This window comes from Nocardiopsis sp. NPDC101807 (assembly GCF_044766605.1).
Classification (GTDB): domain Bacteria; phylum Actinomycetota; class Actinomycetes; order Streptosporangiales; family Streptosporangiaceae; genus Nocardiopsis; species Nocardiopsis tropica.
Map to the genome: position 1 here is coordinate 53,827 of NZ_JBIWMK010000003.1, position 16,590 is coordinate 70,416.

General features: G+C 70.3%; 7 protein-coding genes. All 7 read right to left on the reverse strand.

The window, feature by feature from the left end; all coding sequences use genetic code 11:
- Nucleotides 1-133 precede the first annotated feature (133 nt).
- The 7 genes from ACIRPH_RS09805 to ACIRPH_RS09835 all read right to left on the reverse strand — a co-directional run bounded on the left by ACIRPH_RS09805 (nucleotide 134) and on the right by ACIRPH_RS09835 (nucleotide 15,967).
- Nucleotides 134-1,537 carry an ABC transporter ATP-binding protein gene (locus ACIRPH_RS09805; protein WP_402911790.1) on the reverse strand — a complete coding sequence of 468 codons (1,404 nt, stop codon included), beginning with the start codon at nucleotides 1,535-1,537 and terminating at the stop codon, nucleotides 134-136.
- Nucleotides 1,530-2,381: an ABC transporter permease gene (locus ACIRPH_RS09810; RefSeq protein WP_402911792.1), complete on the reverse strand. Its 852-nt coding sequence runs from the start codon at nucleotides 2,379-2,381 to the stop codon at nucleotides 1,530-1,532. The genes ACIRPH_RS09805 and ACIRPH_RS09810 overlap by 8 nt, the downstream gene beginning before the upstream one ends.
- Nucleotides 2,378-3,376, reverse strand: coding sequence for an ABC transporter permease subunit (locus ACIRPH_RS09815; RefSeq protein WP_402911794.1), 999 nt, complete (start codon nucleotides 3,374-3,376; stop codon nucleotides 2,378-2,380). Before ACIRPH_RS09815 ends, ACIRPH_RS09810 begins: the two co-directional genes overlap by 4 nt.
- Nucleotides 3,376-4,887, reverse strand: coding sequence for an ABC transporter substrate-binding protein (locus tag ACIRPH_RS09820; RefSeq protein WP_402911797.1), 1,512 nt, complete (start codon nucleotides 4,885-4,887; stop codon nucleotides 3,376-3,378). Before ACIRPH_RS09820 ends, ACIRPH_RS09815 begins: the two co-directional genes overlap by 1 nt.
- Nucleotides 4,888-5,831: 944 nt before the next feature.
- The gene (locus ACIRPH_RS09825) at nucleotides 5,832-6,395 is read right to left on the reverse strand and encodes a hypothetical protein (RefSeq protein ID WP_402911800.1); all 564 of its coding nucleotides are present in this window, start codon (nucleotides 6,393-6,395) and stop codon (nucleotides 5,832-5,834) included.
- A 206-nt stretch (nucleotides 6,396-6,601) separates the two neighbouring features.
- The gene (locus ACIRPH_RS09830; RefSeq protein WP_402911803.1) at nucleotides 6,602-7,141 is read right to left on the reverse strand and encodes a hypothetical protein; all 540 of its coding nucleotides are present in this window, start codon (nucleotides 7,139-7,141) and stop codon (nucleotides 6,602-6,604) included.
- Nucleotides 7,142-7,150: 9 nt separating this feature from the next.
- Nucleotides 7,151-15,967, reverse strand: coding sequence for a DNRLRE domain-containing protein (locus ACIRPH_RS09835; RefSeq protein ID WP_402911805.1), 8,817 nt, complete (start codon nucleotides 15,965-15,967; stop codon nucleotides 7,151-7,153).
- Between the last annotated feature and the right edge of the window lie 623 nt (nucleotides 15,968-16,590).

Here is a 16,590-nt window from a genome sequence, read left to right on the forward strand (position 1 = left end):
GGGGGGGGGGAGAGAACGCGCTTCGGTCCGGGAGCCCGACGGCGTCGCCCGGGACCGGCGCCGGACGCTCCGGCGCCGGGCACGACCGCGCCGCGGCGGGTACACGCGGCCGGAACCGCCGCCACGGGCGGCGCTACGGACACGGCGCCAGGGTGCGGCTCTCCGGGTCCAGCGTCAGGACCCGGTCCATGCGGTCGGCGACGTGACGGTCGTGGGTCACCATGACCACGGCCAGGCCCTCCTCGGCGCGGAGCGCGTCCAGGACGTCCAGGACCGTGCGGGCGCTCGCCGCGTCCAAGGCGGAGGACACCTCGTCGGCCAGCAGGACCCTGGGGCCCGCGGCCAGGGCCCGGGCCACGGCCACGCGCTGGCGCTGGCCGCCGGAGAGGCGGGCCGGCAGCGCGCGTCCGACGTCCGCCGGCAGCCCGACCCGTTCCAGGAGCCCGGGAACCTCCGCGGCGGCCCGGCCGCGGGACAGCCCCCGCAGCACCATGGCCGGGCGTGCGAGCGCCGTCGCGACCCGCTGGGCCGGGTTCAGGGTTCCGGCCGGGTCCTGGGGAACCAGCTGGACGGCCCGCAGCTCCTCCCGGGAACGGTCCGTGTGGCCGGCCGGCAGGGGCCCGCCACCGAGCGAGAAGGAGCCCGCCGCGGGAGGATGGAGCCCCGCCAGGCTCCTGAGCAGGGTGGACTTACCGCATCCGGAAGGACCCAGGACGGCGACCGCCTCCCCCGGACCGACGTCCAGGTCCACCCCGCCGAGCAGTTCCCGCCCGCCCGGGGCCGTGAGGCGCACCCCCCGCAGGCCGAGGACCGGAGCGCCCCCCGGGGGCCGGGGGCCCACGGTCCTGGACGCGGCTCCGCGGACCGGTGCGGGTCCGCCGACGTCGAGGCGGAGGTCGGCCGCGCGGTCGGCGAACCCCCGGTCGTGGGTGACCACGACGGTGACCCTCCCCGGGCGCCCCCGCCGCTGTTCGAGGACCTCGAGCACGAGTTCCACCGTGGCGGGGTCCAGGCCGCTCGTGGGCTCGTCCAGCACGAGCACCCCGGGATCGGCGACGACCGCCCGGGCCAGCGCCACGCGCTGGGCCTGGCCCCCGGAGAGCTCGTGCGGGCGCCGGCGCCACAGGGCGTCGGCGTCCAGTCCCAGCGAGGTGAGCGCCGCGCGGACCGCCCCGGCGTTCGCGCGCCGCGGGCCGCCCGGCAGGGCGTCGGCGACCAGGGCGCAGACCGGCCGCAGGGGGTGCAGGTCCGAGGCGGGGTCCTGGCCGAGCACGCCCGTGGCGGCCCGGCGCCATCGGCGCGCCGCGCGTCCCGCGGGCACCGGCTCTCCGCGCCAGCGCACCCGGCCTCCCCTGCGCACCAGGCCGGGCGGAAGCGCGTCCAGCACGGCCAGGACGGCGCTGGTCTTGCCGCTCCCCGACGGGCCCATGACCGCGAGCACCCCGCCGTCCGGCACGCACAGGTCCACCGGGCCGACCACGGCGGCTCCGCGGTCGGTCCCGACCAGCACCGCCTCCGCATGCAGTCCTTCAGCCATCCGCGGGCTCCTTCCGTGCGGGTCCGCGGTCGCGGCTCCCGGGCGTGCGGTCGTCGGAGAGGTACAGCTGGGCCAGGAGGGCGAGCAGCACGGTGGCGGCCCCCAGCGCCGCGGCCGGTGCGGCCACGGCCCAGGGGTTGATCGCCACGCCGGTCATGTTCTCCCTGAGCATGAGGGCCCAGTCGGGGGCGGGCGGGGCGGCGCCCAGCCCCAGGACGCTCAGGGCGGAGGCCACCTGGAGCGCGACCACCAGGCGCAGCCCGAGGTCGGCGACGACCAGCCCCCGCACGGCGGGGAGGACCTCCCTCAGCAGGATCGGGGCGGCGCGCTCCCCGCGCAGGAGCGCGGCCTCCACGTACCCGGAGGTGCGGGCCGCGCGGACGGCGTCCCCGACCACGCGCAGGGTGAGCGGGGCCCCTCCGCACACCGTCGCCACGACCACCGCCGTGTGCCAGGGCAGGGCGATCGCGGCCAGCAGGGCCAGGAGCAGGGAGGGCAGGGCGAGCAGCAGGTCGGCCGCGGCGGTGAGCAGCCGCGAGGCCGGACCGCCGAACCACCCGGCGGCCAGCCCGCCGGCGGTCCCGACGGCGCAGGCGCACACGGCGGCCGCGACGGAGACTACGAGCAGCCCCCTTCCGCCGGCCAGGACACGGGACAGGACGTCGCGGCCCAGGGCGTCCGTTCCCAGGAGGTGGACGGGGTCGGGCGGCTGCCAGGGCGCCCCCGTCGGGGAGGTGGGGCTGTGCGGCGCCCACCATCCGCCGAACAGGGCGACGGCCAGGACCGCGGCCGACAGCAGGGGAACGGACAGCGACGCGAGGACCGCAGCGGGGCGACGGTTCACGGGGCCGACCTCCGGCGTGGTTCGGTCAGGGCGGCGACCAGGTCTGCGACCAGCAGCCCCGCCAGCACGACCGCGGCGGCGACCACCGCGGTGGCCTGGACGACGGGCAGGTCCCGGGAGGCGAGGGAGGAGACGAGCAGCGATCCGATGCCGGGATAGGCGAAAAGGGTCTCCACCAGGGCCGCGGCGGCGATCAGCCCTCCCGCGGTGTTCGCCGTGACCCGGGTGAAGGGGGCCAGGAGGAAGGGGAGCACGTCGGTCGAGGCGATCCGCCACGGGTGGACCCCCCGCCGGCGGGCGTCGGCCACGTGGGGCAGGCGTACGGTGTCGGCCACCGCACCGGCCAGCAGGCTCGCGCCGAAGAACGCGGTGGGCAGGGCCAGGGAGGCCACCGGGAGGAACAGCAGTTCCGGGTGCTGCCAGGGCGCGGCCCCGGGCGGGAGCAGGGACACCGGGGGCACCAGGCCCAGGGTTCCGGAGAACAGGGCGGCCAGGGCGGCGGCGGTGACCGCGGCGGGCAGGGCGGCGCCTCCGGTGAGGACCGCGGTGGACAGCCGGCGCGCCCGCCGGGTCCCCCCGGCCCACCAGGCCAGCGCCAGGGAGGCGGGGGCCGCCACCGCCAGCGCCCCGCCCACCACCGCCAGGGTGGCGGGCAGCCGCTGGGCGAGGGCGTCGGCGACCGGGCGGCCGTTGACCAGGGACGTGCCGAGGTCGCCGGCGAGCAGTGATCCGGCCCAGTCGAGGTAGCGCCGCCAGGGCGCGGCGTCCAGTCCCAGCTCCTCACGCAGCTCCCGGACCTCCTCCTCGTCGGCGCCGGGGGTGACACGCAGGTCCACGGCGTCGCCGGGCAGGAGTTCGGTGGCGGTGAACACGGCCACCGAGACCAGGGCCAGCAGGAGCACGGCCCGCACCAGGGCGAACAGGAGCGGAACCCCCGTGACCGCCCCCGCGGTGCGGGGGCGGGGGGCCGCGGGGGCGGTCACGGGGCGGGTCATCAGCCGGAGACCTCGACCCGCTCGATGAACAGGCGGTGGAAACCGGGCCCGGTCGGCAGGCCGCTCACACCGGAACCCGCCAGGTCGATGCCGTCCCCGGTGCCCCAGACCACGTAGCCGCCGTCGTCGGCGACGCGCTGCTGCAGGTCGGCGAGCATCGCGTGGCGGTCCCCCTCGTCCTCGGTGGCCAGGGCCTCGGCGAAGTCGGCGTCCCACTCGGGGACGTCCCAGCCCGTCTCGTTGACGGGACCGTCGGAGAGCAGGGCCATCCGGGCGTAGTCCACGAACCCGTTCCCGCCCAGGCTGTTGAGGTAGAAGGGTTCGACGTTCCACACCTCGGCCCAGTAGGTGTCGGGGGCGCCCACCTCGATCCGGACCTCGATGCCCGCCTCGGCGAGCTGTTCGGCGGCCAGGGTCGCGGTCTCCTCCATGCCGGGGTAGGAGTTGGTGGCGTGCAGGGTGAGCTCGACGCCGTCCGCGTGGCCCGCCTCCTCCAGCAGTTCGCGGGCCCGGTCCAGGTCGCGCTCCACGGGTGCGGCGTCGGGGGCGAAGGGCTCCTGGGAGTTCAGGATGTCCGCGCCGGTCTCCCCGTAGCCGAGGAAGACCGTCTCGACGAGCTGCTCGCGGTCCAGGGCGAGCTTGACGGCCTCACGGACGCCCGGGTCGTCGAAGGGCTCGGTGTCGAGGTCCATGACCAGCGGGTAGTTCACCCCGGCGGGCCGGGTGCTCACCCGGACCGCGTCGTCGGCCTCGTACTGCTGCGCGCCGGCGGGGGACACGCTGCCCGCGACGTCCGCCTGGCCGGAGGCCACCGCCTCGGCCCGCGCGGCCGGGTCGGGCATGGCGCTGATCCGAAGGGTCTCGAAGTCGGCGGCCCCGCCCCACCAGTCGTCGTTGCGGGTCAGGACCGCGGTGGTGTCGTCGTGTTCCTCCAGCCGGAACGGTCCGGAGCCGACGACGGGTTGGGTGATGTCGTCGCTGCCCTCGGGGACCACGAAGGTCAGGGAGGCCAGGGCGATGCCGACCTCGGCGTAGGGCTGGTGGGTGGCCAGTTCCAGGGTGTGCTCGTCCACCGCCGAGGAGGACTCCAGGTCGAACACCGACAGGCGTCCGTTGTTCTCTGCGCCCTTGCCCTGGATCCGGTTCAGGGAGAACAGGACGTCGTCGGCGGTCACGGGCTCCCCGTCGGAGAAGACGGCGTCATCGCGCAGGGCGACGGTCCACAGGTCGAGGTCCTCCCCCGCAGGCTCCCAGGACAGGGCCAGGCGCGGCTGGACCACGCCGTCCTCGTCGGTCACGGTCAGCACGTCGTAGAGCATGGCGAAGCGCAGGTAGTCGGACTCGTTGCCGACGCGCCCGTGGGGGTCGTGGGTGGTCGCCGCCGGGGCCCCGACCGCCGCGTAGCGCAGGGTGGAGCCCTCGGCGGAGGCCTGCTCGTCCTCACCTCCACCGCAGGCGGTGGCCGCCAGGAGCACCGCGAGGGCGCCCGCGGGCAGGAATCGTCGTCTCATCGTTCGGCCTTTCTCGGGATGGGCCGCGGTCGGCGCGGCCCCAGTAGGCGGCTCCCGGCACGGGGCCGGGAGGGTTCGCGGGTGGTCACGGCGGCCGAGGGGCGCCGGCGGGCCGGTCGCGGGAGGCGCGGTGACCGGTGCGCGGGGGCGTCCGCAGGGGCGGGCCTCTCCGCCCCCGGCGCGTGTGCCTCGGCGAGGCGTCACGGGCAACGCGGCCGGGCGCCGGCGGGCCGGTCGATCCGCGTGTCATAGCTCGTGGGCCGGATCCTCTTCACGGCCCCGGCGGGTTCGGGGCTCCCCGTGCCCTCCTGCGCCTCAGCGCGGCCCCGGCAGGAGAGGCGGTGGCGCCCGGACGATCCAGGTCATGGGGGATCTCCCGGCAGCGGAGGGAGCGGGCGCAGTCGTCGGGGGCCTTGAACGCGGCCGTGGCGCATCCGGGCATGCCGGTCGGCCGCCCGGTCGGGGGTCGCCGGGGGCGGGAGGTAAGCGCCGCATCGGCTTCGCCCTACGTACACGGGGAGGACTCCTGGGGGAGCGCGAGTCGCGTGAATGAAAATGATTATCAGTACCGTAGCACGCGCGAGTCCGCTTTGCCCGAATCGCTCCCGCCCCACCCGCAACGCACCGAGCCCCTGTGGCCGCGGAGGCGATGATCGCCTCCACGGCCACAGGGGCTCGGGAAAAACTTCTGCCGCGCATCGCACCGGCCGCCGGCCCGCGCACGGCGGCCTGCGGCTGCGGCTGCGGCTGCGGCTGCGGCTGCGGCTGCGGGGCGATGATCGCCTCCGAGGCGCCTGAGCCGACCGGGACGGAAAGCAACCGGCGGTGTCGTCGGCAGCGAGGGCCAGGACCGCCGGCGCGAGGCCCTCGGCGTTAGAGGCAAGCACACGACGGGGAAACGCATGTGCCGTGCGCGCCGGCACCGGCCTCGAACCCCATCGATGTCATTCCGTCAAACGCGGATCCTGCCGGAACGAGGTCCCGAAAAAGAACCCGTCCTCGGCATACGGAAGATCCACCTGGCCCGTCGTCATCTTGACCAGAAGCTCACAGACACCGCCAGGGAAGTGCCACCAGAGGTCGCCGCTCCCCAACACCACCGTCCAATCACCGAGATCCGGGTCGAAGAACAGGTATAGGCCTTCTCCGAACACCTCGCCGATCCGGAAGACATTGTACGGATCGCGGGAAAGGATCCACGCGGTGCCGACTCTGCGCGCATCACCCATGAAACGGAAGTCCGGAACGCCTTCGGCAAGGTAGTAGACGGCATAGTTACCCTCTTCCACCACGACCGCGGGGTCGCGGCCCTCGAAACCTTCGACGGTGAGGAGCAGGTACGAGTCCTCGACAGTGGACACGACGCCGCCGTAGGCCCGCATCAGAGCGACATAGTCCCGGGGAAGCGACCTCCCGAGAACTTGTTCTACTGGCTCGGGATCGAACCGGGGCTCCAGGCCCGGCGGACCGATCATCCGGCTGATCCCGTCGAAGCAGTCTCCGCTCAAACTATCTCACCCCGACACATGGAACATTCCCGCACCCACTCGGCTCGAACATTCCTTTTCCGCCCCCGGGGCAGCAGCGCCCGCCACCGCGCCCCCGATTCGGCATCGCAGAAGTACACACTTTCACCGGGAGCCGTCGGCGAAGAAGGCGAAAGGGATCAGGAGGCATGATCTCGATCCGGGGACCATGGCCGTCAAGCACTGCGTCAGAACGGAATAAGTTCCGTCTCCTCGGTCGGCCAGCTGCTCTGCACCAGCGGGGGGCAGGACAGACTCCTGTTCATCACCGAAACGAGCAGATCAGCAATCCCCATGTCGAACGAGTACCACATGCTCCCGTCGCCCACCAGAATCTTCCATTCACGGGGGTCTTCCGAGGACGCATGCCAGTAAAGGCTGTATGACACATCGGTCGTCCCGAACCTGAGGAGGTCGTCGAAATCAACGAACTCGCCCTCGATCTGCAGATGGGAGACCCCGACCCCGGCTCCGACGGAGACACCGGACCTGCCCCCCGTCGCCTGGTCGATATCCTGCCGGTGCACCGAGCGCAATCGCAGGATATCGCCAGGCCCCAGGACAGCCAGGTCCTCATCGAGAGAAAAGGAGCCGAACCGTTCGTACAACGCCTTGTAATCTTCCGGGAAGGACACACCGAACTCTGCGTGCAGGGCATCCCAGTCGACAGGGTCCGGCTGCCCCTCGACTCCGGGGAACCTCTCTTCCAGCCATTGGAGACTGTTCACATGGACTCCTTAACCCCTGTTTGCGCGACAGTGGTTTCCACTGAGAACGGTGGACCGCGTCTCGTTCGTCAGGCAGACATCGAACGAGAGCCCACCACTGCCGGCAGCTTGAAGATGGATATAGACGGGGTCCAGCCTACCTGATTGATATACAGGGGTCACCTGGTAAACGACCACCTGGGAGGCCTCGACGGCCCTGATGACCCTGTCTTCGTACTCTCTCATGGTCGGACTATTGGTATGGGCGTGCATGGTGACCAGGTTTTCGCGCCTGGTCCCGCTTCCACCCAGCTGATTACCGATCAGATGCCCTCTCTGATACTCCCAGGCGCCGCGCTCATTAATATAGTTGCTGCTCGGGTCCTGACCGCGGCTCGGCCATCCCGGAGGCCTGATGTGTTTGGCCGCGTCGCTTCCGCCTTCAAGGTCGGAGAGACTGCAGAACAAGGCGACTGCACCCGTGTGGCGTTTATCCACGATAGGACCGTAGTGCTGCTGACCGTGGCAGTCCTCGTTATCGACCCTGCCGATCGTCGTCAGCACCATGGGGGCGCGGTCCACATAGTCGGCCTTCAGGTCCTCGTACAGATCGTCGTAGTCGACCTCGGCGACCTCCGGCGTGACCCTTTCCTCCTCGGCCAGGCGCTGGCTGTCGACCTCCCCCTGAGAAACCAGAGTTCTCATCGGCGGCCGGGGCTGAGGGGTGTTGAGGATCCTCCGGAGGATGTCCTTCCGGTTGTCCACGATCACGGGGGGACGGTGCCGGACGCCGACCCCTCCACGGGACCCGGTCCAGCCGTACCTTCCGCCCCACACCGCCGTGCCGCCCGAGGCGACCCCCGCACCGCTGGCGAAAGCCCAGGAACGGCCGGTCCAACGCCATCCGCCGACGGAAACAGACGGATATCCGTACCCATAATTGGTGCGCACGTTGAATCGCGGTGCCGTATACGTCCTACTGCTGAGGTAGCTGTAGGCCGACCATCCCGCATAAGCCGCGACACCGATCGACACGACCGGGATGGCGACGGAGAAGAAGGCGGCGAAACTGAAACTGAAACTGAAGGCGAAGGGGATGGCGAAGGCGAAGTGTCCGGTGGGATCCGTGTTGGACACCGGATTGGCGTTTCCGTACGTGTACCGGTTGGCCTGCACGGACGGGGACGGTTCGATGGCCACGGTGTCCCGGGAGGCGAACCTTCCCGTGTCGGGCTGGTACCAGCGGGCGTGCATGTTGACATCGCCCGTGTCCGGGTCCGTCCACTCCCCCTGGTAGCCCATCGAGGCCGCAGGACCGGCCTCGAGCTGCTCGCCGAACGGGCCGAAGTCGGCAGAGGTGACGACGGATCCCGTACCGGTGTGCGTGGCCAGCACGTCACCGTGGGAATTGCTGTAGGCCAGCGCCGGTGCCTGTCCCCGATCGGCAACGCTCATCAGCTGCCCGTACGGGTCGCGTCCGTACTGGGAGACAGGGGTTTCGGTGCCGTCCAGGATCCCGACCGGGTTGTTCTGCAGGTCCGGGTAGACGAAGGTCTGCGCCTCGCCGCCGGGGGCTTCGCGTTCGGTGACGCGCCCCAGGGCGTCGTAGGAGTACTCGCCGGATCCGTTGCCCGCGCTGACCATGCGCTCGAAGCCGTCGAACTGCGGGGTGCGCAACTGCCCGTCGACGAACTGTGAGCTGATGGTCCCGTTCGGGTCGTAGGACCAGGCGTCCCCGTCGCTGGAGGAGGTGAGCCGGTTGCGTTCGTCGTACTCGAAGGTCTCTCCTGCGGCCCGGACCCTGTTACCGGAGGCATCCCATGCGTACTCGGTCTCCTCGTTCTCGGGAGAGGTCCACGAGACCAGCCTCGAGGCGTAGTCGTAGGCGTAGCGGTGGCTCCCCGCGGGTGTTCCGCCGGCCGAGGAGCGCTCGGTGATACGTCCGGCCCGGTCATAGGCGTAGGTGGTGGACACGGTCTGCTCACCGGCGGAGGACAGGAGAGTGTCCTCGGTCAGCTGTGAGAGCGGGTCGTAGCTGAAGCTGCGGACCGCTCCGTCACTGGTCGTGACGTGCTCGGGGAGTCCGGCCTGGTTGTAGTCGATGGCCAGGTCGGTCCCTGTCACCGGGTCGTGGTGCCCGACCACGCGTCCGGAGGCGTCGTAGTCGAAGGTGGTGGTCCCGGTCATGTCCAAACGGGTGTCGACGCGGCCGGCCGCGTCGTAGCTCGTGGTCGTTCCGGGGGCGATGCCTTCGTAGGAGACGGTGGTCGGGCCGAGGAACTGCACCTGGTTGCCGCGGTCGTCGTAGACGATCTCGATGGCGCCGCCCGGGGTTCCGATGCCGATCGGCCGCCCCAGCAGGTCGAAGCCGATGTTGCGGTCCTCGGTCGCGGTCGCGGCCCCGGTGGCGGTCTCCTTGGTCAGGCCGCCCATCGCGTTGTAGGTGCGTTCACGGACGATGCCGCCGGGCACGTGCTGCTGGACGGGGTTTCCCGCGGCGTCGTAGAACGTGGTCCAGGTGCGGTCGGCCAGGTCGGGGGTGGCGTCCGTGCCGGGCTCGATCAGGTCCTGGACCTGGCCGTTGGGGGTGTAGGTCGTGTAGGTGCTGTTGCCGCGCCCGTCGGTGATGCGGGTCCGCTGTCCCAGGGCGTCGTAGCCGAAGGTGGTGGTGATGGTCTCGGTGTCGCTGACCGGTTCCACCTGTCGGGTCGGCCGGCCGAGTGCGTTGTACTCGATCTCGACCTTCTGACCGAGTGGGTCGGTCTGTTCGATCGCCAGTCCGGCCGCGTCGTACTCGGTGGTGGAGGTCCGAAGCTCTTCGCCTTCTGCGTCGACCATACGGGTCGAGGTCAGCCGTCCCGCGAGGTCGTACTCCGAGATCGTCCGGGTTCCGGCGGGGTCGGTGGCCCTGGTGGTTCTGCCCACGAGGTCGTGGTCGAACTCGGTGGTTTCCCCTGTGGGGGTGGTGGTCTGAACCAGTTCACCGGCGGGGTTGTAGGTGCTGGTGGTCTGGTTGCCCAGAGGATCGGTGACGGAGACGGGGTTGCCCGCCGTGTCGTAGGCGTAGCGGCTGGTGTAGGCCGCTGCCGCGGGGACGCGTTCGATCTGGGTATCGGTGACCTGGCGTCCCAGGTCGTCGTAGGTGGCCTCGGTGCGTGCCTCGACCGGGTCGGTGGCTGCGAGCAGCTCCCCGACGGGGTTGTAGGCGAACGTCCACTGCCCGGCTTCGGGCAGGCCTTCCAGTTGCGGGTCGGTGATCCCCGCGAGGTTGCCGAGCTGGTCCCAGGTGTAGGTGCGGGTGTTGCCCAGGGCGTCGGTCTGTGCGCTGATACGGCCGAGCTGGTCGTAGTCGGCCCTGGCCTCAGGCGTCACCCGGGTCCCGTCCGCGCCGGTGAAACCGGGGGCCTGGCTGCGGGTGCGCTGTCCGACGAGGTCGTAGCCGAAGACGGAGGTGTGGCCCTCGGCGTCCTGCTGGTGGGTGAGGTTGCCGACCAGGTCGTAGCCGTACCTGGTGGTGGGGCGGGCGGTGAGGGCGGGCTCCGCGTGATGGGTGATCTCCACCTCGGGGGACTGCTCCTGGACCAGTCGGCCCAGTTCGTCGTAGCGCATGTGCGAGGTGAAGTCGGCGGCGTCGGCGCCGCTCCGGTTGCCGCGCGGGTCGGTGACGGCTGTGGTCAGACCGAGTTCGTCGAGCTGGTAGCTGGTGACCAGCTCGCCTTCCGCGGTCACGACGGCTTCCTCGATCAGGTGGCCGCCTGCGTCGTAGGTGAAGCGTGTGCGCTCTGTCGTCTCCGAGGAATCGCTCAGGGCGGTTTCGGTGACGTTGCCGCGACCGTCGTAGGTGTAGGCGGTGACCCGGGCCAGCCCGTCGGGGTCGAGGGTTTCCCTGGTCAGACGGGAGTCGGCGCTCCATTCCCGGTCCACGCGCGTGGCACCGTCCCCGGTGACCGACCTGGTGAGGTTGCCGGCCGCGTCGTAGGTGTTGTCCTCCAGGACCACGTCCTGGGGTTCGTCGGCGTTGTTGAGCATCACCTGGCTGGCGATGGTCTGTGCCGGCAGGCCGTCCGCGTAGTAGGTGTAGGCGGTGGTGCGGCCGACAGCGTCCGTGGTGGAGGCCAGGTTGCCATCGGGGTCGTAGGCGTTGGACTCCAGCACCAGCGAGGAGGGTTCGTTGTCCTCGCCCGGATGGCCGGTCCATCCGTCGATGATGCGCTCGGCGATGTGGCCGCGGTCGGTGTAGGTGGTGCGGAACATGGTTCCGGCCGCGTCCCGGTGGTGGGTCCGGGCGCCGGTGAAGTCGTATCCGAAGTGTTCCGTGCGGCCTTCGGGGTCGGTCTCGGCGACGAGGTGACCGTAGTGGTTGTACGCCCACATGGTGACGCGGTCGGGGCTTTCGCCGACCAGGTCGCTGACGGTGCTCCGGATGGGGCGGCCGTCGCGGTCGTAGGCGTACCGGGTCAGCGACTGGTGGGAGGTGTCCGTGAGCTCGTTGGCGACCTCGGGGTCGGTCTCGGTGAGTACCCGGCCGGCGTCGTCGTAGGTGACAGTGGTGGTGACCCCGTCGGGGAAGGCATCGGTGACGGCGGTGGTGGTCAGCATCCGGCCGAGTCCGTCATAGGTGTATTCGGTGACGAGGCCGGAGGGTTGCGCTACTCGGGTGATGTCTCCGTGCTCGTTGTAGGAGTAGCGGGTCTTGCCTCCGTCGGCGTCCCAGGATTCGGCCAACAGTCCGGCCGGGACGGTTCCGGAGCCGGTCGCCGCCTCGGTGCCCTCGGTGTAGAAGTGGCGGACCGTGCGGCCGTCGGGGAAGCCCTCCGTCGGCGGGCTCGTCTCGGAGATCTGGTCCCCGTGGGCGTTGTAGGCCCACCAGGTGCGGTAGGCGGGGTCGAGGAAGTTCTCCGACCGGGCGTCGTGGTGCGCGACCAGCTGGTCGTTGCGCGAGTCGAAGGGGTCGTCGGGGTTGTGGTGGTAGGCGAACCATTCCCAGTGGCAGTTCGTGGCCTCGACGTCCCGGCAGCTCATCTGTCCGAGCCGGTTGCCCCGCGCGTCGTTCCAGAAGCGCCTCTGCGCGCCGCTGGGCAGTGTGGTTCCGACCAGGAAGCCGCCCACGTCGTAGGTGTAGGCGGTCTCGTAGCCCAGTTGGTCCACGTCTGCGGAGCGGCGGTGGCCGGCCAGGGCGTCGTAGCGTGAGGAGGAGGCTGCGCCTCCGGGGTCCTGGATGGTCACCTCGGCTGTGACCTGGGGGTCCTCGGCCCGGACGTCACCGTCGTAGGTGCGGTTGGAGTAGACCCATTTGCCGCCGTTGTGGTCGATGTGGATCTGTGCGCGTGAGGTGGACTCGTCGAAGGTGAGGTGGGTGGCCCGGTTGCCCTCGGGGGTGGTGGCCTCGTGGAGCCGGTCGGCTTCGTCCACGCCGGCGGTGTGGTGGAGGGCGATCGTGTCCGCGTCGAGGGGGCGCTGGTAGAGGGCGACTTCGTCGATCTTCCCGGTGAAGGGGAATTCTCCGGTGGTGGAGCGGGTCTGGGGCCAGGCGCTGCTGGCCACGCCGGTACCGACGTAGACGAACTTGGTGCTGCGGTGGTCGACCTGCCCGGTCTTGGTACCGACCTGCTCGCCGTTCAGGTAGAGGGTCTGGGAGGTGCCGTCCGAGGTCAGGGCCACGTGGTGCCATCGGCCGTCATCGACCGTGCCGTCGGTGGTGATGGGGGCCGCCTCACCGGAGGTGGTCCAGAACTGGGCGCGTAGTTTGCCGTCGGTCCCCACGTACACCAGGGGTGTGCGCTCGCCGGGCGAGGTCGGCTTGTTCTGCGCGCCGATGATCGTGCCGTGTTCGGTGGTGGCGAACCAGGTTTCGAGGGTGATGCGGGTGCCGACCTCGTGCAGGATCGACTCCGGGAGTTGTGCGTGGCTGCCCGAGGAGGTCTGCAGAGCGCCGGTCTGCACGCCTGCCAGAGCGCCCTGGGCGCCCAGGGGGGATCCGACGATGTCGGCCGGTTCCCCGCCGAGTGCCTGCGGTACCTCGTTGAGGGACGTTTCTCCGCTTGTCTCCTCGAAGCGCCAGTACCCGTAGGGGTTGGCGTCCATGGCGGCGGCCTGGTAATGCGAGCCGTCGGCGTAGGTGTAGGAGGTGCACTCGTTCTCGGGGTTGCAGGCCTGGGACAGGCGCTGCCCGTCGTAGGTGTACGACCACTGCGCCTCGGTGTCCCCGCCCTGGGCGGTGACCGAGGTGACGCGGGCGTTGTCCCAGGTGAAGGCCAGGGTGCGGCCTCCTTCGGCGGTGACCGTCGAGATGAGCCCGGAGGAGTCGTAGTCGATGGTCTGGGCGCGTCCCCGGTGGTCGGTCACCTCCAGCAGGCGTCCCGCGTCGTCGAAGGCATAGGTGGTGGAGGCCTTGTCCATCAGCTTCCAGCCGCTCTCCGTCCGGGAGAGGACGGCGTGCATGCCGGAGGGCGGGGTGAAACTGGCGTCCGCGTTGCGTGCGAAGCGGTGCTGGCGTCCGTCGGGGTAGGTGACCACGACGTTCCCGGTGCCGTCGACGTCCGGGACCAGGCCCATGTCGAACCGGGTGGACCAGCCGGCGCCGAAGATGCCGTTCTGGCGCGGGTCGGAGGAGTTGTAGGTGCGGGTGATGCTCAAGGGCGGGCCGGCGGAGGGCAGGGAGGCGTCGGTGACGGTCTCGGTGTAGTTACCGATGAGCGCGTCGACCGTTCCGGCGCCGTCGGCCCCCCCGGAGCCGGCGAGGTTGGAGGTCACGGCGGGCTGGTCGGGTTCGGCGATCAGGCGCAGCCAGCCGCTCTCGGTCATCTGGCTGCCGTCGCGGACGAAGACGTTCCACCAGTACTGGTTGCCCCACCGCATGCGGTCTTCGGGCAGTTTCCAGGTCGTCTCGTCCTGCCAGCCGGAGTCCACGCACTCCCAGTCCGGCCATTCCCCGTCGCAGAAGTTGAACCAGAACTCCATGCCCGCGGTGGGCCAGGCGTCGTTGTTGCGGCCCAGCGCGGTGAACTCGGGTTCCAGGGTCGCCACGCGGGCGCCGTCCCGTGGGCTGTAGTCCAGCAGCTGGGGTGGCAGGTCGGGGATCTCCAGCTCGACCTGGGCCGTCATGGGCACTCCCCATGCGGCGAAAGTCTGTGCCTTGTGGGTCATGTCGAACTTGATCGTCCACGTTCCCGGGGGGAGGGGACCGACCTTGGCGCTGACCGTCGCGGTCTGTCCCGTGGCCACGTTGCGGGGCATGGCCGTGGTGGGGGCGACGTGGTAGACCCGCTTGCCCTGCTCGTCGAAGACCTGGTAGCTGAGCTTGTACCCGTTGCTCGGGGTCCAGGTCTCCTTGCCCCGGTTGGTGACCCTGACGTCGACGTTGGTGGTGCGGTTCGCGTGGGGCGCCGGCTCGAACACGGGCGGGGACTGGGCGAAGGCGTAGTCGGCCCGGTAGGGGCTGTAGGTCACCGTCATGTACGGCGCGCCCCAGGATTCGCGGCTGCCGAACTTCTTCCAGCCCGAGCTGCTGGTGTTGGACGCCCGGACGGTCAGGCCGTGGTTCGCCTTGTCCCCGTCCACCCATGCCTGGATGAGGTCGCGGCCGCGGTTGCCGAGGTTGATGCCCTCGTAGCGTGCGGGGCAGGAACTGCTGGAGGCTCCGATGGGCATCCAGCCGCGCGCGAAGCTCTCCGTGCCCAGGGCGGTCGAGTTGTAGTTGGGCCCGGGGAAGTTGGAGATCGACTTGTGGTCCCAGGACTGGGTGACTTCGTGCACCGAGACCGGGGAGGGCGTGCAGGAGTAGGACCAGTGGTTGAACAGGTAGAGCTCGGCTCCGTAGATCTTGTGGTGCCGCAAGGCGCTGACCATGGAGTTGAACTTCAGGTAGGACGCCGTACGTGTGGAGCCGCCGTCGTAGGTTCCCGCCTTGAGTTCCTGCTCGGTGTGGCGTGAGGTGTTGAAACCGCTTTGGACATAGGTGTCCTGGGAGGCGTTGTAGTTCCACGTCGATGTGGGGTCGACTCCCACGGGGTAGACGCGGTCCTCGTCGGAGAGCCATGCGAAGTCGGCCTCCACCTCCAGGACCCACTGCCCGTTCTCCTCGACGAGGTCGAACCGCACTGCCTCGGACCAGGCGCCGTCCCCCGAGCGGGGGTCGATGTCCGAGTCCTCCATGTGTCCGGCCGGGATGTGGCCCACGGGCTCCCCGTCGCCGTCGACCAGGTCGATGCTGCCGTCCTCGAGGAGAACGGGCTCGAGCCCCTCCAGTGCGAGGGGGAAGCGCCACGTGGCGTCCTCTTCGCCGGCAGGGGGCTCGTTGAGCCAGATGGTCTCCTTGACGACACCGCCCACGAGGGACTTCAGCTCGATGTCCACATTGGGCAGGGCCTCTTCGTAGAGGATGGTGTCGGCGTCGCTCTCCGACACCTGCCCTTCGGCCCCGGCTGCTCCTTCGAGGGAGAAGGCCAGGCTGTACTGGCCGTCCAGCTCCATGCGGGCGAGTTCTTCGCCGTCAGCGTGGGAGGCGAAGGCGACGTCCTGGGAGTCGGCCGCGTTCGTCCAGGTGGCGGTGTTCTCCGGAACCAGGGTGGTGTCGATCTGTTCCCAGGAGCCGTCTTCCTCGTAGTGGAGGGGTTCCAGGGAGAAGTCGGTGGCGAGGGTGCCGTCCTCGTTCTCGTAGGTGCGCGAGTACTCCTCGCGTTCCTCGACGAGTTCCACGCTGGTGTCCGGGTCGAACCCGGAGATCTCCGGCTCCGGCTCGTCGTCCGCGAGCCGGACCGCGTCATCTGCGTCAGAGGCGGGGGGACGCAGGGGATCGGCGTCCTCCGGCAGGTCCGGCCATTCGTAGGGCAGAGCCCCGTCGGGCACTTCGCTGCCCGTTCCCTCGCCGGAAGGGACGTCTGCGGCGAGCGCGCTCCCCGTGTCATGGGGTAGCCCTGACGCAGTCCCGTCTTCCTGCGAGGGGGTTTCCACGTCGGCTGCGGACACCGGTGTGAGGCGGGGCATCGTCAGGTGGGGCGGGAGGGATGACATGGAGTCCGAGAGGAGCAGCACCAGGGCTGTTCCCACGGCTGTCGTCTTCACCAATGTGGTGCGGACGCGCTTGTTGCGCACGCCACCGGAGCCCTGCTCCGAAACATCGTCGAGAGCACCGTTGAAGGACGGCTGCTGGCCGGTCGGCACGACCGGTCACCTCCGGATCACATAGAGCGAACCATACGCGGAGGGCACGACCGAAAGACCAGGCGTGCGTACTTCCCCCGAAGTCCGCAGATCCGGAACGCAGTTCCAAAATAACCAAGCAAGGATGAAAGTAGCAGAAGGCGAGAATGCACCCACAAGGCCTCACGACCACTTTCCACGCCCTGTTATCAACATGAGACCCAGGGCTCACGGCAGCCACATCGATCCAGCTAACGCCAAGGGTCGATTTCGACACCATGTGTGACGACCGGTCAACGAGGGACGCCCTGAGCTGGTGCTGAAAATCC

Bases quoted from the DNA above. Each gene is read 5' to 3' on its own strand.
- ACIRPH_RS09815 (WP_402911794.1), bottom strand. From the start codon at position 3,376: ATGACCCGCCCCGTGACCGCCCCCGCGGCCCCCCGCCCCCGCACCGCG.
- ACIRPH_RS09820 (WP_402911797.1), bottom strand. From the start codon at position 4,887: ATGAGACGACGATTCCTGCCCGCGGGCGCCCTCGCGGTGCTCCTGGCG.
- ACIRPH_RS09805 (WP_402911790.1), bottom strand. From the start codon at position 1,537: ATGGCTGAAGGACTGCATGCGGAGGCGGTGCTGGTCGGGACCGACCGC.